The sequence below is a fragment of the Caldimonas hydrothermalis genome, from assembly GCF_056746695.1.
Genome location: NZ_JBWQXA010000005.1, coordinates 1 through 19,991, shown reverse-complemented (window position 1 = coordinate 19,991; position 19,991 = coordinate 1). Strand labels below are relative to the sequence as shown.

20 protein-coding genes are annotated in these 19,991 nt (G+C 66.0%); 18 read left to right on the top strand and 2 right to left on the bottom strand.

Features of this window, described 5'->3' with window-relative positions; genetic code table 11:
* The first annotated feature begins 33 nt into the window (after positions 1–33).
* From fliG to AC1ECW_RS08015, 14 genes are all read left to right on the top strand, one after another.
* Complete coding sequence (fliG, locus tag AC1ECW_RS08080; RefSeq protein ID WP_409704370.1) at positions 34–1,029, top strand: flagellar motor switch protein FliG; 996 nt, start codon at positions 34–36, stop codon at positions 1,027–1,029.
* A 17-nt stretch (positions 1,030–1,046) separates the two neighbouring features.
* Positions 1,047–1,760: a FliH/SctL family protein gene (locus tag AC1ECW_RS08075; RefSeq protein ID WP_481201593.1), complete on the top strand. Its 714-nt coding sequence runs from the start codon at positions 1,047–1,049 to the stop codon at positions 1,758–1,760.
* Positions 1,757–3,175, top strand: coding sequence for a flagellar protein export ATPase FliI (fliI, locus tag AC1ECW_RS08070; protein WP_481201592.1), 1,419 nt, complete (start codon positions 1,757–1,759; stop codon positions 3,173–3,175). The genes AC1ECW_RS08075 and fliI overlap by 4 nt, the downstream gene beginning before the upstream one ends.
* 27 nt (positions 3,176–3,202) lie before the next feature.
* On the top strand, positions 3,203–3,676 hold the full coding sequence (gene fliJ / locus AC1ECW_RS08065; protein ID WP_481201591.1) for a flagellar export protein FliJ: 474 nt from the start codon (positions 3,203–3,205) through the stop codon (positions 3,674–3,676).
* A 718-nt stretch (positions 3,677–4,394) separates the two neighbouring features.
* Positions 4,395–4,853, top strand: coding sequence for a flagellar hook-length control protein FliK (locus AC1ECW_RS08060; protein ID WP_481201590.1), 459 nt, complete (start codon positions 4,395–4,397; stop codon positions 4,851–4,853).
* Positions 4,854–5,003: 150 nt separating this feature from the next.
* Positions 5,004–5,576 (top strand): flagellar basal body-associated FliL family protein, encoded by a 573-nt coding sequence (locus AC1ECW_RS08055; RefSeq protein WP_409704380.1) that lies wholly within the window; start codon positions 5,004–5,006, stop codon positions 5,574–5,576.
* A gap of 37 nt (positions 5,577–5,613) precedes the next feature.
* Positions 5,614–6,621, top strand: coding sequence for a flagellar motor switch protein FliM (gene fliM / locus AC1ECW_RS08050; protein ID WP_409704382.1), 1,008 nt, complete (start codon positions 5,614–5,616; stop codon positions 6,619–6,621).
* A complete protein-coding gene (fliN, locus tag AC1ECW_RS08045; RefSeq protein WP_409704384.1) occupies positions 6,611–7,060 on the top strand; it encodes a flagellar motor switch protein FliN in 450 nt (149 codons plus the stop codon). The genes fliM and fliN overlap by 11 nt, the downstream gene beginning before the upstream one ends.
* Positions 7,061–7,200: 140 nt before the next feature.
* Positions 7,201–7,533, top strand: coding sequence for a FliO/MopB family protein (locus AC1ECW_RS08040; RefSeq protein WP_481201589.1), 333 nt, complete (start codon positions 7,201–7,203; stop codon positions 7,531–7,533).
* Complete coding sequence (fliP, locus tag AC1ECW_RS08035; RefSeq protein ID WP_409704388.1) at positions 7,533–8,327, top strand: flagellar type III secretion system pore protein FliP; 795 nt, start codon at positions 7,533–7,535, stop codon at positions 8,325–8,327. Before AC1ECW_RS08040 ends, fliP begins: the two co-directional genes overlap by 1 nt.
* Before the next feature lie 16 nt (positions 8,328–8,343).
* Positions 8,344–8,613, top strand: a complete 270-nt coding sequence (fliQ, locus tag AC1ECW_RS08030) for a flagellar biosynthesis protein FliQ (RefSeq protein WP_409704390.1) — start codon at positions 8,344–8,346, stop codon at positions 8,611–8,613.
* 18 nt (positions 8,614–8,631) lie between these two features.
* Positions 8,632–9,390 (top strand): flagellar biosynthetic protein FliR, encoded by a 759-nt coding sequence (gene fliR / locus AC1ECW_RS08025; protein ID WP_481201588.1) that lies wholly within the window; start codon positions 8,632–8,634, stop codon positions 9,388–9,390.
* A gap of 187 nt (positions 9,391–9,577) precedes the next feature.
* Positions 9,578–12,763 (top strand): MHYT domain-containing protein, encoded by a 3,186-nt coding sequence (locus AC1ECW_RS08020; protein WP_481201677.1) that lies wholly within the window; start codon positions 9,578–9,580, stop codon positions 12,761–12,763.
* The gene (locus AC1ECW_RS08015; protein ID WP_409704394.1) at positions 12,760–13,833 is read left to right on the top strand and encodes a response regulator; all 1,074 of its coding nucleotides are present in this window, start codon (positions 12,760–12,762) and stop codon (positions 13,831–13,833) included. The genes AC1ECW_RS08020 and AC1ECW_RS08015 overlap by 4 nt, the downstream gene beginning before the upstream one ends.
* Positions 13,834–13,872: 39 nt before the next feature.
* Here AC1ECW_RS08015 and AC1ECW_RS08010 read toward each other — a convergent pair whose 3' ends face one another.
* The gene (locus AC1ECW_RS08010; RefSeq protein WP_481201587.1) at positions 13,873–14,502 is read right to left on the bottom strand and encodes a response regulator; all 630 of its coding nucleotides are present in this window, start codon (positions 14,500–14,502) and stop codon (positions 13,873–13,875) included.
* Positions 14,499–15,668 carry a hybrid sensor histidine kinase/response regulator gene (locus AC1ECW_RS08005; protein WP_409704398.1) on the bottom strand — a complete coding sequence of 390 codons (1,170 nt, stop codon included), beginning with the start codon at positions 15,666–15,668 and terminating at the stop codon, positions 14,499–14,501. Before AC1ECW_RS08005 ends, AC1ECW_RS08010 begins: the two co-directional genes overlap by 4 nt.
* A 166-nt stretch (positions 15,669–15,834) precedes the next feature.
* Between AC1ECW_RS08005 and AC1ECW_RS08000 the strand changes: the two genes are divergently transcribed.
* From AC1ECW_RS08000 to AC1ECW_RS07985, 4 genes are all read left to right on the top strand, one after another.
* Complete coding sequence (locus tag AC1ECW_RS08000) at positions 15,835–16,293, top strand: hypothetical protein (protein ID WP_409704400.1); 459 nt, start codon at positions 15,835–15,837, stop codon at positions 16,291–16,293.
* A 69-nt stretch (positions 16,294–16,362) separates the two neighbouring features.
* Complete coding sequence (locus tag AC1ECW_RS07995; protein ID WP_409704402.1) at positions 16,363–16,725, top strand: response regulator; 363 nt, start codon at positions 16,363–16,365, stop codon at positions 16,723–16,725.
* A 60-nt stretch (positions 16,726–16,785) separates the two neighbouring features.
* Entirely contained in the window at positions 16,786–18,945 is a 2,160-nt protein-coding gene (locus AC1ECW_RS07990; RefSeq protein ID WP_481201586.1) for a chemotaxis protein CheA, read from the top strand.
* 53 nt (positions 18,946–18,998) lie between these two features.
* The coding region (locus tag AC1ECW_RS07985; RefSeq protein WP_481201585.1) for a methyl-accepting chemotaxis protein at positions 18,999–19,991 on the top strand (993 nt) is incomplete at its 3' end.

The following is a 19,991-nucleotide window of genomic DNA, read 5'->3' as shown; positions in this document are numbered from 1 at the left end:
TCGGTGCCGCCTGCCACTGAACCGAAAGACACCATGGACGAAGACGGACTGCAGGACTCGGCCATCCTCCTCATGTCGCTCGGCGAGGAAGAGGCCGCCGAAGTGTTCAAGCACCTCTCTCCCAAAGAGGTGCAACGACTTGGCGAGACCATCGCCAAGATGAAGGTGATCCCGCGCGAGCGGGTGGAATCGGTGCTCGAACGGTTCACCGCCGACGCCTCGGACCAGAGCATGCTGGTCAACGACACCGATGAGTACGTCAAGTCCGTGTTGCGCAAGGCCCTGGGCGAGGACAAGGCCAATCTGTTGATCGACCGCATCTTGCAAGGTGGCGATGTCTCCGGCATCGAGAGCCTGAAATGGATGGACCCCGCTTCGGTGGCCGAACTGTTGCGCAACGAACATCCGCAGATCATTGCAGCCATCATCGTGCATCTGGAGTTCGATCAGGCCGCCGAGGTCCTCAAACACTTCACCGAACGACAACGCCACGAAGTCATGATCCGTGTGGCCACGCTCGATGGCATTCAGCCCTCTGCTTTGAAAGACCTCAACGAGGTGCTCTCCAAGGTGCTGGCCGGCGGTGACAAGCTGCGCAAAGCCTCACTCGGCGGCGTCAAGACGGCCGCCGAGATCATCAACTTGATGGGCTCCACCGTCGAAGGACCGATGCTCGACTACATCCGCCAGATCGATCCCGATCTGGCGCAGAAGATCATGGACAACATGTTCACCTTCGACGATCTGATGAAGATCGACGACCGAGGCATTCAGACGCTGCTCAAGGAGGTGCAAACCGAGTCGCTCATCATTGCCCTCAAAGGCGCCTCGCCGGAGCTGCGCGAGAAGATCTTCAGCAACATGTCTTCGCGCGCTGCCGAAACACTGCGCGAAGACCTGGAGTCTAGGGGTCCGGTGCGCTTGTCCGAGGTCGAAGCCGAGCAGAAGGAGCTTCTCAAGATCGTGCGCCGCCTGGCTGACGAAGGCCAGATCATTTTGGCCACCGGCGGCGATGACGGCTTCATCTGATCCAGTCGCTACAGTCCATGGGAACACCGCTGTACAACCGCTTCATCCCGCGCGAGGAGCTGCACTCCTTCTCCGCCTGGAGCCCGGACTCTTTTTCCGGTGAGTCGGCCGCCGCGCCGGCCCCGGGCATGCCGCCGGCGCCCCCGCCCGCGCCCACGGCCGAGGAACGCGAGGCACAGCTGCAGGCGCAGATTGCCGAGGCCCGGCAGGCCGGCTACAAGGACGGTTACCGCGACGGGCTGGTCGCACTCGATGGTTTCAAGCAGAGCTATGCCACCCAGGTCACGGCCCAGGTGGCCGCCGTGGTGGCAGCCTTCCAGGCCCAGCTCGACGCGATCGAGCAACAGCTCGCCCAGGGCCTGTCGAAGGTGGCCGTGGAGATTGCTCGCCAGGCGGTGCGCAGTGAGCTGAGCACCCGGCCGCAGCTGATCGAGGCGGTGGCCCAGGAGGCCCTCAATGCCCTGGTGCATTCGGCCCGTCACATCCGCGTGCGCCTGCATCCCGAGGACCATGAGTTCCTCACCCAGCAAGGCCAGCTCGACCTGGACAGCCGCGGAGCGCGGCTGCTCAGCGACCCGAGCATCCGCCGGGGAGGATGCATCGTCGAATCGGACATCGGTCTCATCGACGCCACCGTGGAGACCCGCTGGCGCCGGGCCGCCGCCGCCTTGGGCCACGACAGCCCCTGGCAACCCGACGACACTTCTGAGCGCGGGGAGGACAAGGCATGAGCGGCCCAGACAGCGCTGCCGTCAAACTGGGGGCGTGGCACCAGTACCTCGAGGACTTGCGGGCCTTCGCCGCCGCGCCGCTGGGCCTGGAGGCCCAGGGCACCCTGGTCAAGGTGGCTGGTCTCGTGCTCGAAGCCGCCGGCATCCGGGTGCCCGTGGGCTCAGTATGCGAGGTTCGCATGGACGGCCAGCCTCCGGTGCAGGCCGAGGTGGTGGGCTTCGCCGGCGACCGCGCCTACCTGATGCCCACGGGCGAAGTCCACGGCCTGGCCAGCGGGGCCCGCGTCGTGCCGCTGGCCAGCCCAATCACGCCACCGAGGCTCGGTCAGGTCAGCCACCCCTGGCGCCGCAGCGAAGACCGCAGCCTGCACCTGCCCATGGGTGACGGGCTGCTCGGCCGGGTGGTCGACCCGCATGGCCGGCCGATGGACCGCAACGGGCCCATCGCCGATGTGCACAACGAACCCCTGGTGCGCCGTCCCATCAACGCGATGGACCGCGACCCCGTGCGCGAGCCGTTGGACACCGGGGTGCGTGCGATCAACGCCTTGCTGACGGTGGGCCGCGGCCAGCGCATCGGCCTGTTCGCCGGCTCCGGCGTCGGCAAGTCGGTGCTGCTGGGCATGATGGCGCGCTACACCCGTGCCGACGTCATCGTCGTGGGCCTCATCGGTGAACGCGGCCGCGAGGTCAAGGAGTTCATCGAGGACATCCTCGGCGAAGAAGGCCTGGCCCGTTCGGTCGTGGTGGCCGCACCGGCCGATGCACCGCCGCTGATGCGCATGCAAGGCGCCACCTACGCCACCGCGATCGCCGAACACTTCCGAGACCGCGGCCGGCACGTCCTGCTGCTGATGGACTCGCTCACCCGCTACGCGATGGCCCAGCGCGAGATCGCCCTGGCCATCGGAGAGCCCCCCGCCACCAAAGGCTACCCACCGAGCTGCTTTGCCAAGCTGCCGCAGCTCGTGGAGCGCAGCGGCAACGGGCTCAACGGCATGGGCTCGATCACAGCCTTCTATACCGTGCTCAGCGAGGGCGACGATCAGCAAGACCCGATCGCCGACGCCGCCCGGGCCATCCTCGACGGGCACATCGTGCTCACCCGCGAGCTGGCCGAATCCGGCCACTACCCCGCCATCGACGTGGAAAAGTCCGCCTCGCGCGTGATGCACAACGTCGTGAGCCCCGACCACCTCGAGGCCGCCCGCCGCCTGCGCCAGATGCTCGCCCGCTACAACCGCAGCCGCGATCTGCTGCAACTGGGCGCCTACGTGCCCGGGCAGGACACCGAGCTGGATGCAGCCGTCCAGGCCTGGCCGGCCATCCGCGCCCTGCTGCAGCAGGACATGCACGAGGGCGCCACTCTGGCCGACAGCGTGCGCCGGATGATGGACTGCCTTCCCCCTCGCTGATCGCCCGCCTTGCGCACAGGACCCGCCATGCACCCCAAGCTCCACCCCTTGAACCTGGCCCTCGAAGTGGCCGAGAAGGACTGCGAACAGGCCCGTCAGACCGTGCTGCGCCTGCAGCACCAGGTGGACGCCGCCCGCGCGCAGGCCCGCCAGCTCGATGACTACCGGCGCGACTACCAGCAGCGCTGGGGCGAACGCTTTCGCATCGAAGGCACGGTGCCGATCATGCAGTGCTACCAGAGCTTCATGGCACGCTTGGACCAGGCCGGCACCCAGCAGCAGGCGGCTGTGCAACGCCTGCAGCACCACCTCGACCAAGCCCTGCAAGTGCTGCGCGAACGTGAGACGCGCGCCGCATCCATCCGCAAGCTGATCGAGCGACGCCAAGGCGAGCTGGCGCTGGCCCTTCAGCGCCAGGAGCAAAAGCTCACCGACGAACAGGCCTCGCGCATGGCCTGGTCCCGCCGCCCCGCCGGCCCCGGCGACCTGGCCTTGGCTTGAGAGACCTCGCATGTCCGTCACCGCCCTGCCCTTTGCGCTGACGCCCTCCCCGGGCGGCGTCGGCGCCACCCCACCCGTTCGCACCGGCCATGCCCGCACTGAAGCGGCCACGGCCAGCTTCGGACACTGGCTGCAACGTGCACAACCCAGCCCCTCACCGACACGCACTGGGCCGCAGACAGCCCCCCAGACCTCGCCCCCACCATGCAGGCCGCCAGCGCAGCGGCCAGACGCGAACGAGCCCAGCCCGCCACCGCCGGTCCCCGCTTCGAGCGCTGATGCCGAAGGCCAAACCGAGGCCCCTTGCGAACCGAGCGAGCGCGACGAACCCACAGCCGCCGGCGAGCCGTCCATCGCCTGGTGGTGGCGTCCGCCTGAGCCTGAAGCACCCGCCACCGTCGCACAAAGCGACGAAGGGCCCGTCGGCACCGATGACACCGGCTTGGAAACGGTGGAATCGCTGGGCTCGACGGCCAAGTCTGGCACCCACCGTCAGGCCCAGCAGTCCGACGCTTCTCGGTTCGAACCGGCGGCGCACACGCCTGCGGCCGCCTCTCCTGACGAACTCGGTCAGCCGCTGCTGGACACGCAGCCTCCCACCGATGACTGGGCCGCCGCGTCGATGAGGGCCACAGCGTTCCACAGCACGCCGCTTGCCGAAAGCCCAGCCAGCCCCCCGATACCCTGGGTCAGCGCGGCGACATCGGCCGCGCCCACGATGGCAGCCCACACAAGCGCCGGTGTGGCCACGCCGAGCACCGCGGTGCCCACGCCCGTGTACGACCCGGACTTCCCGCAAGCCCTGGCCCAGCACATCACCGTGCTCGTCCGCCAAGGCATCCAGGAAGCCCAGCTCCAACTCAACCCGGCAGATATGGGCATGGTAAGCGTGCACATCGCCGTCGCCGGCCAGCAAGCCCAGGTTGAATTCGCCGCCAGCGCCAGCGCCACCCGCGCCGCCCTGGAAGCCAGTTTCTCCCACCTGGCTGCGGCCTTGCATGAGGCCGGCCTCACCCTCACCGGCGGCGGCGTGTCCCGCGATACCCTGCCGCGCCGCCAAGCCCAAAGCGCGCAGCCCGTGCCCGGCGTCGACCGCAGCAACGACACGCCGCCGCCCACCGCCGCCTTGCGAACCCACATCGCGTCTGCGGCGGGCCGGCTGGATCTGTATGTCTGAGCATCCCGAGGCCAGAACCGGGGAAAGCGCACGCCAAACCCGAATTTCCCCCCCTATTCCTGGTTTCGCCCCGCGCATCGCGCCGAATAATCGGAGCCACATCCGCCAGACCACCTCGGTGACCCGAACCCCGTTTCGAAGGAACACACCATGTCCGCTGCCGCAGCCACCGATGCCGCCCCGGCCAAAGGGGGCAAAAAGCTCATACTGTTCGTCGTCATTGGCGTGGTCGTGCTGGCGCTGGCTGCCGTGGCGGCCGTGCTCCTGCTCAAGAAAAACAACGCCGAAGACGACGAGGAGGCCTTGGATGAGCGGCCTGCAGCCACGCAAAGCGCCAAGAAGAAAAAGGCCGCCGTCGTTCCCACCTTCTTACCGCTGGACACCTTCACCGTCAACCTGGCCGATCGTCCGGCAGAACGCTACGCCCAGGTCGGCGTCACGCTCGAAGTCGAATCTCCCGAAGTAGTTGAACAGCTCAAAGCCTTCATGCCGGCCATCCGCAGCAACATCCTGATGCTGCTGTCGCAGAAAACCTCCACGGAGCTGCACGATCGCGCCGGCAAAGAGCAACTGGCCATGGAAATCATGCGCGAAGCAGTCAAACCGCTGGGCATCGATCTGGAAGACGAAGCAAGCGAGGCCAACAACGGCAAGAACCGCAAGCGAGCGGCCGTTCACAACCCGATCCTGGCCGTGCATTTTTCCAACTTCATTATTCAGTGAGCCCCCGGCTGCCCGCAGTGCGCATGGAGATGCCCCGATGAACCAGCAGATCCTGTCGCAAGACGAGGTCGATGCCCTGCTGCAGGGCATCACCGGCGAGAGCCAGAAGCTGGAGGAAGAGGAGGTTCCGGCCGGTGGCATCCGCGACTACGACATCGCCAGCCAGGAACGCATCGTGCGTGGGCGCATGCCCACGATGGAGATCATCAACGAGCGTTTCGCACGCAACATCCGCATCGGCCTGTTCAACCTGATCCGCAAAAGCCCCGAAGTGTCCGTCGGGGCCATCAAGGTGCAGAAGTACAGCGCCTTCCTGCGCGAGATCGTCGTGCCCACCAACTTCAACATCGTGTCGGTCAAGCCCCTGCGCGGCTCGGGCCTGGTGGTGTGCGACCCCACGCTGGTGTTCGCCGTGATCGACTCGCTCTTCGGCGGCAATGGAAAGTTCCACACCCGCATCGAGGGCCGCGACTTCTCACCCACCGAGCAACGCATCATCAACCGTCTGGTCGAGGTCATCCGCGAGGAGTACAAGAAGGCCTGGCAGGGCATCTACCCGCTGGATCTCGAATACCAGCGCTCGGAGATGCAGCCCCAATTCGCCAACGTCGCCACGCCCAGCGAGATCGTCGTCACCACCTCGTTCACACTGGAGATCGGCGACACCACCGGCACGGTGCACTTCTGCATCCCCTACGCCACGCTGGAGCCCATCCGCGACATCCTGTACTCCACCGTGCAGGGCGATTCGGCCGAACCTGACCGCCGGTGGGTCAAGCTGCTCACCCACCAGATCCAGGCCGCCGAGGTCGAGCTCGTCGCCGAGCTGGGCACCGCCCCGGCCACCGTGGAGCAGCTCCTGTCGCTCAAGCCCGGCGACTTCCTGGAACTCGACCTGGCCCCGGCCATCGAGGCCAAGGTCGACGGTGTGCCCGTCTTCGAATGCCAATACGGCACCTCCAACGGCAAATACGCCATCCGCATCGAGAAACTGTTGACCGGCCAGGACTTCGGCTGGTTGGGAGAACCCCATCATGTCACTTGAGAATCAGCAGACCACCGACGAACAGGATGCGATGGCCGCGGAATGGGAGGCGGCCCTGGCCCAACAAAAGGGCTCGGGGGGTGCGGCCGACGAACTGATGGCCACGCCCGCCGAGCAGGTGGCGCCGGCGTCGTTCACGAACTTCACGCCCACCACCTCGAACGCTGCGGGCAATGACATCAACATGATCCTGGACATCCCGGTGCAGCTCACCGTGGAACTGGGACGCACCCGCATCCCGATCAAGCACATCCTGCAGCTCGCCCAGGGCTCGGTGATCGAACTCGACGCCCTGGCCGGCGAACCGATGGACGTGCTGGTCAACGGCTACCTCATCGCCCAGGGCGAGGTGGTCGTCGTCAACGACAAGTTCGGCATCCGCCTGACCGACATCGTCACGCCGTCGGAGCGCATGCGCCGCCTCAGTCGCGGCATGTGAGGCCGAGGAGCCCCGTGACGCAGTGCACGAGCCGCTGAGCAAAGCCAAGAGCAAGGGGCCATCGGCCCCTTTCTTTTTGGCTTCTGAGGCGAACCGGGCTGCCGACAATGGCTAACCACGGTCCACTGTCGGTGCTGTCCATGCCCTCTGCCGGCTCCTTCCTCGTCTGGTTCATCCTCATTGTCGCGGCCATCCCGCTGACGCTGTGGCTCCTCAAGCGCAGCCCCGTGGGTGCACTGGGCGGCGTGCAGACCACCCGCATCATCTCCAGCACCTCCGTGGGCCCCGCCCAACGGCTGGTGACGGTCGAGGTCGGCCAGGGCGAGTCGCGCCGCTGGCTGGTGCTGGGCGTCACTGCCCAGAGCATCCAGACCCTGCACAGCCTGCCCGCGCAAGACCTGCCGGCCGCAGCGCCGGCGCCCCAGGCCCCGACATTTGCCACCTTGTTCCACAAGGCGCGCAAGGATCGCTGATGCAGCCCGAACCCTCCCCCGCCCTGCGCCGCCTCGCATCTCTCGGGATGCTCGCGGTCCTGTCGCTGGTATCGGCCTTTCCTGAAGCCGCTTTAGCCCAGGTTGCCCCCGGCGTGAGCGGCGGCTCGCTGCCGCTGGTGATCGGCCAGGGCCCTGGCGGCACCAGCTACTCGGTGCCGATCCAGACCCTGCTCTTCTTCACCGCCCTGAGCTTCATCCCGGCCGCGCTGCTGCTGATGACGAGCTTCACCCGCATCGTCATCGTGCTGAGCCTGCTGCGCCAGGCCCTGGGCACCCAGTCGGCGCCGCCCAACCAGGTCATCATCGGCCTGTCGCTGTTCCTCACGTTCTTCGTGATGGGCCCCACCATCGACCGCGTCTACACCGACGCCTACCAGCCCTACTCGGCCCAGCAGATCGACTTCAACACCGCCTTGCAGCGCGCCGAGGTGCCGGTGCGCGAATTCATGCTCAAGCAAACGCGCGAATCCGACTTTGCGCTCTTTGCCAAGCTGGCCAAGCTCGACCCGTCGGTGACAGCCCAGGACGCTCCCTTTCGCGTGCTCGTGCCGGCCTTCGTCACCAGCGAGCTCAAGAGCGCCTTCCAGATCGGCTTCATGATCTTCATTCCCTTTCTGATCATCGACATGATCGTCGCCAGCGTGCTGATGAGCCTGGGCATGATGATGCTTTCGCCCGTGCTGGTGGCCCTGCCGTTCAAGCTGATGCTCTTCGTGCTGGCCGATGGATGGAACCTGCTGCTCGGTTCTCTCGCGGCCAGCTTCGTGACCTGAACGACACGACACCCCCATGGATGCCACCCACGTCTTCACCCTCGGCCAGCAGGCGCTGTACATCCTGCTGATGCTCTCCGCGCCCCTGCTGCTGACCGTGCTGGCCATCGGCCTGGTGGTCAGCATCATCCAGGCGGCCACCCAGATCCACGAGGCCACGCTGTCCTTCGTGCCCAAGCTGGTGGGGGCGGTGATCGTGCTGGGGGTCGCCGGCCCATGGATGATGACCACGCTGGTCGAGTTCATCCAGCGCACGCTCACCGGCATTCCCGGCATGGTGCAGTGAGCCGCCCCGGCCTGCACCATGCTGACCTTCACCGATGCCCAGCTCAGCGCCTGGCTCTCGCCGGTGCTGTGGCCCTTCTTTCGCGCGCTGGCGCTGTTCATGACCGTGCCGGTGTTCTCGCAGCGCTCCGTGCCCGCGCGCGTGAAGGTCGCGCTGGCCTTCTTCGTGGCACTGGCCGCCCAGGCCTCGATGCCGCAGGTGGCCCCGATCCCGCTGGATGCCCCTGAAGCCCTGCTGGTGCTGGTTCAGCAGCTCCTGATCGGCGCGACCATCGGATTCGCCGTACGTCTGATCTTCGCGGGCGTCGAGTATGCGGGCGAGTTGATCGGCTTGCAGATGGGGCTGGGCTTCGCCGCCTTCTTCGACCCCGCCCAGGGCGGCGCAGCCAACGCAGTGAGCCGCTTCTTCGGCGCCACCACCGCCTTGCTCTTCGTGGTCATCAACGGGCATCTCATCCTGGTGGCCGCCGTGGTCCAGAGCTTCCAGGCCTTCCCCGTGGGCCCCGAGCCGATGGCCTTCGTGCGCATGCTGCAGGTCCACACCTGGGGGGCCGAAGTGTTCAAGCTCGGCCTGTGGATCGCCCTGCCCCTCATGGCCATGCTGCTGTTCGTCAACCTGGTGCTGGGTGTGATCTCGCGCGTGGCCCAGCAGATGAACATCTTCGCCATCGGCTTTCCCATCACCGTGTCGGTGGGGCTCGTCGGCTTGTTGCTGACCCTGCCTTGGATGCGCCAACCCTTCGAATCGGCTTTGATGGCCGCCCTGGGCCGGTTTTAGCCCCCGTTTGCAACTCAAGGCCGCCCGCAGCCGGCCGATATCCGTCAAGCCCCATTTTGCAGGAGGAGTGGCTTTGATCGAGTTCTGGACGGCTCAAAGCGGCAATGCTCCCGTCGCGCCGGTGTACTACAACGCGTGGCTGGTCGGCCTGTCGGTGGTCATCGCGACGCTGGGCGGCATTGCGTCCATGCAAATGGTGGGCATCGCAAGGCACCCGGAAAAATTCGGCCCGCGGCTGAGCGCGACGGCGCGCTGGGTCTCGGCCATCGTGCTGGGCGGCAGCGTGTGGTGCATGCACTTCATCGGCATGCTGGCCACGGACATCTGCCAACCCGTGCGGTTCGACCCTTGGGTGACGGCAGGCTCCGTCGTGCCATCTGTCATCGCGTCGGCCATCGGCCTGCGGGTGTTCATCGATCGATGGAATCGACCGCTGGCCATCGTCGGCGCCGGCCTGTGCCTGGGCGCTGGCATCGGCGCCATGCACTACACCGGCATGAGCGCCATGCGCATGCAAAGCAGCTTGGCCTATGACCCGCTGCTGTTCGTCGCCTCGCTCGTCGTGGCCGTCACGTTAGCCATAGGCGCGCTGGCGTGCCGCCAGCTCCTGAGCAACCACACCCGCTGGCCACGCTGGCTGATCGTGGGAAGCAGTGGCGCGATCCTGGGGCTGGCCATCAGCGGCATGCACTACACGGCCATGGCCTCGGCCGTCTTCGTCGGGCCGCTGGACACGCCCTTCTTACGGGGAAGCGGACGTCATCTGGAACTGGCCTCGATCATCGCGTCCATCGCCGTGGCGATCTTCGGCTGCGCCTGGGGGGTGGTCGGCATCGCCACCTACCAGCACCTGGCCCGACGCTTCAAAGAGCGCGGCAGTTTGCTTCAAGACATCCTGGACCACATTCCCAGCGGCATCATTCGCTTGAGCATCATGGGCAATGAGTACCACAGAGTGCTCGCCTCGACATCCTTGGAGCATTTGCTTGGTCGCAGCGCTCAAGCCTACCAAGCCGGCCAGTGGTCCTTGTTCGACGCCATCGATGCCCACGACGTCGAAGCCGCCCATGAACTGCTGCGCGCCGCCATCGAGCAGGGCCAAACGAAAAGCGCCACGATCCAGATGCTCACCGCTGAGGGCCAACGCCGATGGGTCGACGTGCGGGTGCATGCGCGAAAAGTCCGGCCAGACCGTACCGTGGTGGATTTGTATCTGACCGATATCACCGCGCAACACCTCAGCCGCCGGGAACAAGCCGAGCTGGTACAAGCCATCGACCAGTTGATCGGCCGTGCACTGTTGAGCACCGATGGTTATTTTCTCGACGTCAACCCGCCGCTGTCCGCCAGTTTGGGTTACACCCCCACAGAGCTCCTTGGCCAGCACCACCGTCTCATTTGGCATGAAAGCCAAGACGGCGAAAGCATGCGTCAGTTCTGGGAGGATCTTCGTCACGGGCAGGCACGCAGCGGCGAGTTCGTACGGCGGGCCAAAGACGGCAGCGCCCGACATTTGGTGGGCTGGTACCAGCCGCTGATCGACCCGGCAAGCTCACAAGTGCGGGCGATTCTCAAGCTGGCCATTGACCGCACCGAACGCGCACGATACCTGCAAGAGCTGGTGCAGAAAGAGGCGCAATTGCGACAGGCCATGGAAAGTCGCAGCGCATTCTTCGCCAACGTCAGCCACGAGATCCGCACGCCGATGAACGCCATCGTCGGATACGCGCGCTTGCTCGCCGAAACGCTTGCGCCTGGTCCAGCCCAGCAACAAGCCCAGGCCATCGTCGATGCCTCTGGCAGTTTGTTGCGCATCCTGAACGATCTGCTCGATGCAGCCAAACTCGAGCGGGGCGAGTTTTCCATCGTCGAAGCCCCCTTTGGCATCCATGCGCTGGCGCATGGATTGATCTCGCAGTTTGGAGCGATCGCCGGCGCCAAAGGGCTGGATCTGAGACTGCACATTGAAGAACACCTGCCCACCCGTTGGTTGGGCGATGCCGACCGCATCCGGCAAATGCTGGCCAATCTGCTGGGCAATGCCATCAAATTCACACAGGCCGGGCACGTCAGCCTGAGCATCGGGCTGCACGAGGGCGCACTGCTGCTGCAAGTGGACGACAGCGGCATCGGCATTGCGGCCGATCGACAGCAGGCCATCTTCGAACCCTTCGTGCAGGCCGACAGCGGCACCTCACGGCGATACGGCGGCACCGGGCTGGGCATGAGCATCGTCAAAGGGCTTTGCGAGCGCATGGGTGGCCGCATCGAATTGCACAGCCAGCCCGGACAAGGCACCACGGTGCGCCTTCACCTGCCTTTGACCCCATTGCCCGAAGAAGACCCCGGCGACTATTCCTCGAGCGGGTCATCCGAAGCCCAACGGCCGATCCTCCCCCGCTTGCGGCTGCTGTGCGTAGACGATGTCGCACAGAACCGGGACTTGTTGCAGACCCTGCTTGCGCGCAGCGGCCACACGGCGTGCATCGTGGCCAGCGGCCAGGAGCTGCTGGCCCGGTATCGCCAAGACCCCGGCGCGTGGGATGCCGTCTTGCTCGACTTGCAAATGCCCGAGCTCGACGGGTTCGACACCTGCCGGCTGCTCAGAGACTTTGAGCGCGAGCAGGGATTGCCTGCCATCACCGTGTTGGCCTTGTCGGCCAGCGTCATGGACAACGACCGCCGCAAAGCCCAGGCCAGCGGGATGAACGGCTTTCTCGAAAAGCCCATCAATGTGGACGCCTTGCACGAGGCGCTCGCACGCGTCGCCCACGCGCCGCTTGACAGGCCCACAGCCGCGCAAGGTGACGATGCCTCCTCCCCCCCGCCGGCGGTGGTTGACGAGCGGCGGGGAACGTCGCTGTGGGGGCAGGACTGGCGGCCTCAGGTGCGCCGCTGGGTTCGCCAAACCGAAGCCGAATGGCCGCAGCGGCAGCACTGGGGACATGCGCAGTGGCATCGCATCGCCGGCGTGGCCGCCAATTTGGCACTGCCAGCCCTGACGCTAGCCGCCCGCCAGGCCGAACGAAGCGCCGCCCAGGGGCACGATGTCGATCTGACGCTGATCGACCACGCCTGGGACGAACTGCGCACATGGTTACAGCGGCACGATCCACTTGCCCCCGAGCCGGCCGCGCAGACACCCAGCGGGCCGGTGGTCTCCACTGAAGACGCTCCACGCTGGATCGACCGCTTGGAAAAAGCCTTGCAAAGGGGTCAAATCGACGACGATGCCCTCGAGGCGCTGTGCGCCCTCGGCAGCGGCCATGCCCATGCGCTGCGCCAAGCCTGTGAAACGTTTGACTTCGATGCTGCGCTGCAAATGCTGACCGATTGGCGCAGTGCTCTGGAGCCGAAGGAGGCCCGATCATGATGATGTCCGACCTGCCGATGCATGCGCACCCAGCCGCAGACGTGGACTGGTCCGCATGGCAGCCGCAATCGCCCTTGCTCTTGGTCGACGACGAACCGGCCAATCTTCAACTGCTCAAGCGGGTGTTGGGCGATCAGTATCCCTTGTCGTTCGCTCGCAATGGACCGCAGGCCCTGCAGTTGGCGCGAACGGCTCGTCCGCGACTGATCGTGCTCGATGTGATGATGCCGGGCATGAGCGGCCATGAAGTCCTGATCGAACTCAAGCGCGATCCTTCGACGGCCCACATCCCTGTTCTGTTCTGCACGGCTTTGGGTCAGGACGAAGACGAAGCTTACGGCTTGTCTTTGGGCGCGGTGGACTATGTCACCAAGCCGATCTCACCAGCGGTGTTGCGCTGCCGCATCGCGACTCATTTGGCCTTGGTGCAACGCGAAGAGTTGGAGCAAACCCGATTGGCCGTCATCCACCGTTTGGGGCGGGCGGCCGAGTTCAAAGACAACGAAACAGGCCGACACGTATTGCGCATGGCCCGTTACAGCCGCCTGATCGCCCAGGCCTTGGGCGCGCCACCTCGCTACTGTGAGCTGCTGGAAGCGGCCGCACCCATGCACGACATTGGCAAGATCGGCATCCCCGACCAGATCTTGCTGAAACCCGGCAAGCTCGATGAACGCGAGTGGGCGGTGATGAGACAACACCCCCAAATGGGTGCAGACATTTTGGGCGACGATCCCAGCGATCTGATCCAAATGGCCAAGCGCATCGCCTTGGAGCATCACGAAAAATGGGATGGCTGCGGCTACCCCCGCGCGCTACGCGGCGACGCCATCAGCATCGAGGCTCGCATCGTGGCGGTGGCCGACGTTTTGGACGCCCTGACCAGTCAACGCCCCTACAAACCCGCTTGGCCCTGGGAAAAGGCCCTGCAATGGCTGCAAGAGCAAAGCGGAAAACACTTCTGGCCGCTGGCCATCGATGCCTTGCTGCGTCAGGAATCGGCGTGCCGTCAGATCGCCATCGAATGGGCCGACGCGCCGAGCGATACACCCTCCAGCCCAACCACTTGAGATCTTCGAGACCCGCCGCAGCACCCGCTTGGGCGGTGCTCACACCAACCCATTGCGGATGGCGTAAACCGTCAGTTCCGAATTGTTGTTCAGGCCGAGCTTTTCGAGCACCCGCGCGCGGTACACGCTCACCGTCTTGGGGCTGAGCGTCAGTTCCTCGGCAATGTCGGACAGGCGCTTGCCCGAGGCGATCATCACCAGCGTTTGCAGCTCCCGGTCCGACAAACGCTCGTGTGGGGCCTCGGTCGTGGGGGCCGTGAGGCTCTCCACCAGCGTCTGCGCCATCTCGGGCGTGACGTACTTGCGGCCCTGCGCCACCATGCGCACCGCCGCGACGAGCTGGGCCGGGTCGCCGCCCTTGTTCACGTACCCGTAGGCCCCGGCCTTCAAGGCACGGATGGCGTACTGGTCTTCGGGGTACATCGACACCACCAGCACCTTCACCGGCGAGCCCTCTTCCTTGAGCGCATGCAGCACGTCCAGCCCGCTGCGTCCGGGCAGGTTGATATCGAGCACCAGCACATCGCAGCCCTGGCGCCGCATCAGGGCACGCAACTCCCCGTAATCGCCCGCCTCGCCCACCACCTCGATGTCCGGGGCATCGGACAGGGTGTCTCGGATCCCCCGGCGGATCAGTGCGTGGTCGTCGCACAGGATCACTTGAATCACAGTTCCCCCCAGAAGGTCGGGTCTTCGCCCGAGCGTACATCATGCAGACGCGGCATGTCTTCCTCGTGCGCGCGGGCCGCCCCACCCCGCAGAGGCACCGACAGGATCAGCGTGGTGCCGTGCGGCCCGCTGCTGAGGTCGACCCAGCCCCCCACCGTGCCGGCCCGCTCGTGCAGCCCGCGGATTCCGAAGGAGCGGGCCTTGGCCAGGTCGGCGCGGCTCAGGCCCCGCCCATTGTCGCTGACCTCCAGGGAGAGCACGCCGGCGGCGATCGTCAGGTCGACGTTCACCCGCGTGGCCTGGGCGTGCTTGGCCACATTGGTCAGCGCCTCCTGCGCGGTGCGGTAGGCCACCAACGGCACGCCGGCCGGCAGGCGCGGCTGCTCCTGGCTCGAACGGAAACGCGTCTCAATCCCGGTACGCTTCTCGAACGTGGCCGTCATCCACTGCAGCGCGGCCACCAGGCCCTGCTCCAGGATGGCCGGGCGCAGGTTGTGCATGATGCGCTTGCTGGACTCCAGCGCCTGGCTCACCGTCTCCAGGGCCTCATGGGCGCGTTGCACGATGGCCGGCTCCTGGGCATGGCGGGCGATCCAGGCCAGGTCGAACTTGAGTGCGGTCAAGGAACCGCCCACGTCGTCGTGGATTTCACGGGCGATGGCCGCGCGCTCTCGCTCCACGCTGGTTTGCAGATGCTGGGCCAGTTCGCGCAAGCGCTCCTGAGACTGCGCCAGCGCCGCGTCCGCCTGGCGCTTGTCGCGCAGGGCCTGGTGCGCTTCGATGGCATGCAGCATGGCCGGCACCAGCCGCGCGAGGTTGTTCTTGAGCAGATAGTCGGCCGCGCCGTTGCGCATGGCCTGCACCGCCGTGTCCTCGCCAATCTCGCCCGAAACGATGATGAACGGTGTCAAATCATCACGGGCTTTGAGCATTTCCAGCGCCACCAGTCCCGAAAAGCCTGGCAGGCTGTAGTCCGACAGAATCACATCCCAGCACGGTGGCGCCCCCTCGCACAACGCCGCCTCGAACTGCGCGGCCGTCTCCACGCGGCGCGCCTGCACCGTCAAGCCGGCGCGTTGCATCTGAATCAGCATGAGCTCGTGATCCAGCTGCGAGTCCTCGATGTGCAGAACCCGGATCAAGCGCGGAATTTCCAAGGTGGGCATGTGAGAAGTTTTCCCGCTCGAGACCTACAGTGGACCACTGGGCGGCCGAAAAAGCACACAGGTCCGGACCGCCAGGTCCGCGCTCAAGTCGTGCAATGGACTGCCGAAAATTTTAGCGCCGGCCCTCATGAATGCCATCACGCCTCGTCCAAGCCATGGAGACCCCATGCTGATGAACCCACCGCCCAGCTCCGAATCGAGCCCCGCCCTACCCCTGCTGGTGGCCGCCGACTTGCAGGACCATCTGATGACGGCCACCAACGACTTGGAGCGTCTACAGGGTCTGCTGGCCGACGCCTGCGACAACCTCATGCTGCGTTTCTCGACCGCCGTACAGCAGATGGAAGGGCTCATGCACGCCGCCAGCGACCATCGCATCCAAACGAGCGAGCTGGCTCCCGTGCTGCAAAACCTGGGCGCGGCCGTCACGGCGCTGCAGTTCCAGGACATGGCCTCCCAGCTGATCGCCCACACCAACCGCCGTCTGCGCAATTGCGCCGATCGCATCGCGCGCGAGTCCATGGGCGATGACGAAGACGGCCAAGCCGTCGTCGAGGAGCCCCCCCTTCGCCCCAACCCGGTCACCCAGTCCGAGATGGACGCGGGCTCGATCGAACTGTTCTGATTCCTGATTCCGAGCTCAAGTTTTCGCCCCAGGCACCGATACCCAGCCAGACATCCCGGAGAGAAAGCCATGCATTCCATCCTTGCGGTAGACGATTCCGCCTCCATGCGCCAAATGGTCGCCTTCACTCTGAAGAACGCCGGCTACCACGTGGTGGAGGCCGTCGATGGCCAGGATGCCTATGAAAAGGCCGGCAGCCGCAGCTTCGACCTGGTGCTCACCGACCAGAACATGCCGCGCATGGATGGCATCAGCCTGACGCGCAAGCTGCGGGAAAACCCCCAGTTCAAGAGCACGCCGATCCTGATTCTGACCACCGAGTCGAGCGATCAGATGAAGCAAGCGGGCCGCGCTGCCGGGGCCACGGGTTGGCTGGTCAAACCCTTCGACCCGAACAAGCTGATCGAAGTGATCCAGAAAGTGATCAAGTAAATCAGCCGCGCGCCCATTCGGGCCCCCCGTTCACCCAACCGACCGCATCAGGAGTACGCCGTGGGCGAAATGACTTCCGAAGGCTCCCAACTGAGCGCCGGCTTCGATCTGAGCCAGTTCTACCAGGTCTTCTTCGAAGAAGCCGCCGAGAACCTCGAACGCATGGAGCAGCTCCTGCTCGACCTGGACATCGAGGCGGCCGACGACGAGGAACTCAATGCCATCTTCCGCTGCGCCCATTCGATCAAAGGCGGCGCGGCCACCTTCGGCTTTTCCGACGTGGCCGAACTGACCCACCAGATGGAGACGCTGCTGGACAAGCTGCGCCGCCACGAACTGCAACCGACTGCAGCCATGGTCGATGTGCTGCTGGCCTCGGGCGACGCCCTCAAAGCGCAGATCGCCCGGCATCAGACCGGTGCCGGCGACGAAGTCGACACCACCGAGCTGTTGTTCAACATCCGGGCCATGGCCGCCGGCGAAGCCCCGCCGGTGCCCGTGGTCACGGCCCCGGCCGTTGCTGTGATGCCCGCCGTGACCGCTGCGCCGGCGCCGGCCAGCGCCCCCACAGATGGCGAGCGCACACTGGAGCTGCGCGTGGGCCCCTTGCCCGACCCTTCGGTGGCCGACAACCTGGTCGAGCTCTTCAAGGAAATCACCGACCTGGGTCACATCGAAGCCCTGGACGGCGGGGTCGCGCAAGAGGGGGTGCGGCGCTTCAAAGTCGTCACCCGCAGCGCCGAATCCGAGCTGTTGGATTTGTTCACGTTCCACGTCTCGAAAGAGCATGTGCGCTTTGTCCCCCTGAGCGAAGCGGCCAAGCCAGCGGCCACCCAGCCGCCGGCGGCGAGCGCATCGGCCGACCCCGGATACGGATTCTTCGACGACGCGCCCGGGGCGCCGCAGCCGCGCGCGGCTGCGGCCGATCCTGGCTACGGCTTCTTCGAAAACGCACCGGGCGCCCCTTCGGCCAACCCAACGCCGGCAACGGCCAAACCCGCGGCAAGCCCGCGCCAGCCCGCCGCACGCAGCGAAGGACGCGCCAGCGCCTCGCTGGATGCGTCCACCATCCGCGTCTCGGTCGAAAAAGTCGATCAGCTCATCAACCTCGTGGGCGAACTGGTCATCACCCAGGCCATGCTGGCGCAAACCAGCCGCGGTCTGGACCCGGTGCTGCACCAGCAAATGCTGGCCGGCTTGACCGATTTGGACCGCAACACGCGCGACCTGCAAGAAGCCGTGATGTCGATCCGCATGATCCCCATGTCCACGGTGTTCAGCCGCTTCCCTCGCATGCTTCGGGATCTGGCCAACAAACTGGGCAAGAAAGTCGAGCTGGTCACCCACGGCGAAGCCACCGAACTGGACAAAGGGTTGGTCGAAAAAATCACCGATCCACTGACACACCTGGTGCGCAACTCCTGCGATCACGGCATCGAATTGCCCGCCGAGCGCGTGGCTGCCGGCAAGCCGGAGACCGGAACGATCACGCTGTCGGCCTCGCACCAGGGTGGCTCCATCGTCATCGAAGTGCGCGATGACGGTCGCGGCCTCAATCGAGAAAAGCTTTTGAAGAAGGCCCGCGAGCGTGGCATCCATGCCCCTGACACGCTCACCGACCAGGAAGTGTGGAACCTCATCTTCGAGCCAGGCTTTTCCACCGCCGAGCAGGTCACCGACGTGTCCGGCCGCGGCGTGGGCATGGACGTGGTCAAGAAGAACATCGCCTCGCTCAACGGAACCGTCGAGATCGACTCCGCCGAGGGCTACGGCATGCGTGTCTCGGTGCGCCTGCCGCTCACGCTGGCCATCATGGACGGCATGAGCGTTGGGGTGGGCGATGAGTGCTACATCCTGCCGCTGTCGTCGGTGGTCGAAAGCTTCCAAGTCGAGCCGGGCATGATCAAGACTGTGGGCACCAGCGGCCGGGTGGTCGAAGTGCGCTCCGAATACATGCCCGTCATCGAACTGGAGCAGGTCTTCCAGGTTCCGCGCTTCGACTTCGAGCATGTGAGCTCCATCATGGTGGTGGTCGAGGCCGAAGGCGGACGCGTGGCGCTGATGGTCGATGAGCTGCTGGGCCAACAGCAGGTGGTGGTGAAAAACCTCGAAGCCAACTACCGCAAAGTGCCCGACGTCTCCGGCGCCACCATCCTGGGCGACGGGCGTGTGGCCCTCATCCTCGACGTGGGCAGCCTGGTGCGGCGCTCGCGCCACTGACGCGCCCGCCCCCCGCGCCCCCCTCAGGGCTCCCTCACGTTGACGCACTCCCCATGAAGATCGGAACCAAGCTGTGGTGCGCCACGGCCCTCATCGCCACCTGCCAGCTTGGTCTCGTGGCGGTCTCGGGCGTGCGCTCGGCCTCGTCCACGCAGTTCTTCGAAACCCACCAGGCGGCCCATGAAGCCAAGCTCGACGCGGCCATGCAGTGGCAAGCGCAACGCGAGGCCTTTGCGGCCCGCCTGCAGGCCCTGGCGCTCGCACCGGCTGAAGCCCCCCAGGCCAAGGACCTCCAGGCCGCCATCGGTGCGAGCCACCGTGACATCGAGGCCCTGGCCGCCCGGCTCGATGCCGCCACGCTGTCGGCGCAGGAGCGGGCAGCCCTGCAGCAGGCCCGCGAACACCATGCACAACTGGCCCGCCTGAGCGAGCGCGTCGTCCAGCTGCGCACCGGCGGCGATGCCACGGCCCTGGACGGCCTGCTGGGTGGCGAGATCGCGGCGTCGGCCGTCCGCAACCACGACATCCACCAGGCCCTGCTCAAGGCCATCGCCTCCTCGGCCGCCCAGTTCAAGGCTGAGTTCAAGGCGCAGCGCCAGGCCACGATCGCAATGGCCGGTATTGCCGCCCTGCTGGTGTTGAGCCTGCTGGCCGCCGGCACGTGGTGGCTGGTACGCTCCATCCGCGATCCGCTGCACCGTGCAATTTCCGCTGCGCGCAACATCGCGCAAGGCGACCTGGCCACCCCCGTGCACAGCGGCCGTGCCGATGAGATCGGCCAGATGATGCAAGCCCTCGCACAGATGCAGCAAGCGCTGCGCGACACCGTGACTCAGGTGCGCCTGTCCACCGACAGCATCGCCACGGCCAGCGCCGAGATTGCGCAAGGCAACCAGGACCTGAGCAGCCGCACCGAGCAGGCCGCCAGCAGCCTGCAGCAAACCGCCTCGTCCATGGAGCAAATCGCCGGCACCGTCAAACACTCCGCCGACGCCGCCCGCCAGGCCAACCAGCTCGCCGCAGGAGCATCCAGCGTCGCCCAGCGC

Coding starts and splice junctions, on each gene's coding strand:
- fliG (WP_409704370.1), top strand. CDS start 34: ATGGACGAAGACGGACTGCAGGACTCGGCCATCCTCCTCATGTCGCTC.
- AC1ECW_RS08075 (WP_481201593.1), top strand. CDS start 1,047: ATGGGAACACCGCTGTACAACCGCTTCATCCCGCGCGAGGAGCTGCAC.
- fliI (WP_481201592.1), top strand. CDS start 1,757: ATGAGCGGCCCAGACAGCGCTGCCGTCAAACTGGGGGCGTGGCACCAG.
- fliJ (WP_481201591.1), top strand. CDS start 3,203: ATGCACCCCAAGCTCCACCCCTTGAACCTGGCCCTCGAAGTGGCCGAG.
- AC1ECW_RS08060 (WP_481201590.1), top strand. CDS start 4,395: ATGGCAGCCCACACAAGCGCCGGTGTGGCCACGCCGAGCACCGCGGTG.
- AC1ECW_RS08055 (WP_409704380.1), top strand. CDS start 5,004: ATGTCCGCTGCCGCAGCCACCGATGCCGCCCCGGCCAAAGGGGGCAAA.
- fliM (WP_409704382.1), top strand. CDS start 5,614: ATGAACCAGCAGATCCTGTCGCAAGACGAGGTCGATGCCCTGCTGCAG.
- fliN (WP_409704384.1), top strand. CDS start 6,611: ATGTCACTTGAGAATCAGCAGACCACCGACGAACAGGATGCGATGGCC.
- AC1ECW_RS08040 (WP_481201589.1), top strand. CDS start 7,201: ATGCCCTCTGCCGGCTCCTTCCTCGTCTGGTTCATCCTCATTGTCGCG.
- fliP (WP_409704388.1), top strand. CDS start 7,533: ATGCAGCCCGAACCCTCCCCCGCCCTGCGCCGCCTCGCATCTCTCGGG.
- fliQ (WP_409704390.1), top strand. CDS start 8,344: ATGGATGCCACCCACGTCTTCACCCTCGGCCAGCAGGCGCTGTACATC.
- fliR (WP_481201588.1), top strand. CDS start 8,632: ATGCTGACCTTCACCGATGCCCAGCTCAGCGCCTGGCTCTCGCCGGTG.
- AC1ECW_RS08020 (WP_481201677.1), top strand. CDS start 9,578: ATGCAAATGGTGGGCATCGCAAGGCACCCGGAAAAATTCGGCCCGCGG.
- AC1ECW_RS08015 (WP_409704394.1), top strand. CDS start 12,760: ATGATGATGTCCGACCTGCCGATGCATGCGCACCCAGCCGCAGACGTG.
- AC1ECW_RS08005 (WP_409704398.1), bottom strand. CDS start 15,668: ATGCCCACCTTGGAAATTCCGCGCTTGATCCGGGTTCTGCACATCGAG.
- AC1ECW_RS08000 (WP_409704400.1), top strand. CDS start 15,835: ATGCTGATGAACCCACCGCCCAGCTCCGAATCGAGCCCCGCCCTACCC.
- AC1ECW_RS07995 (WP_409704402.1), top strand. CDS start 16,363: ATGCATTCCATCCTTGCGGTAGACGATTCCGCCTCCATGCGCCAAATG.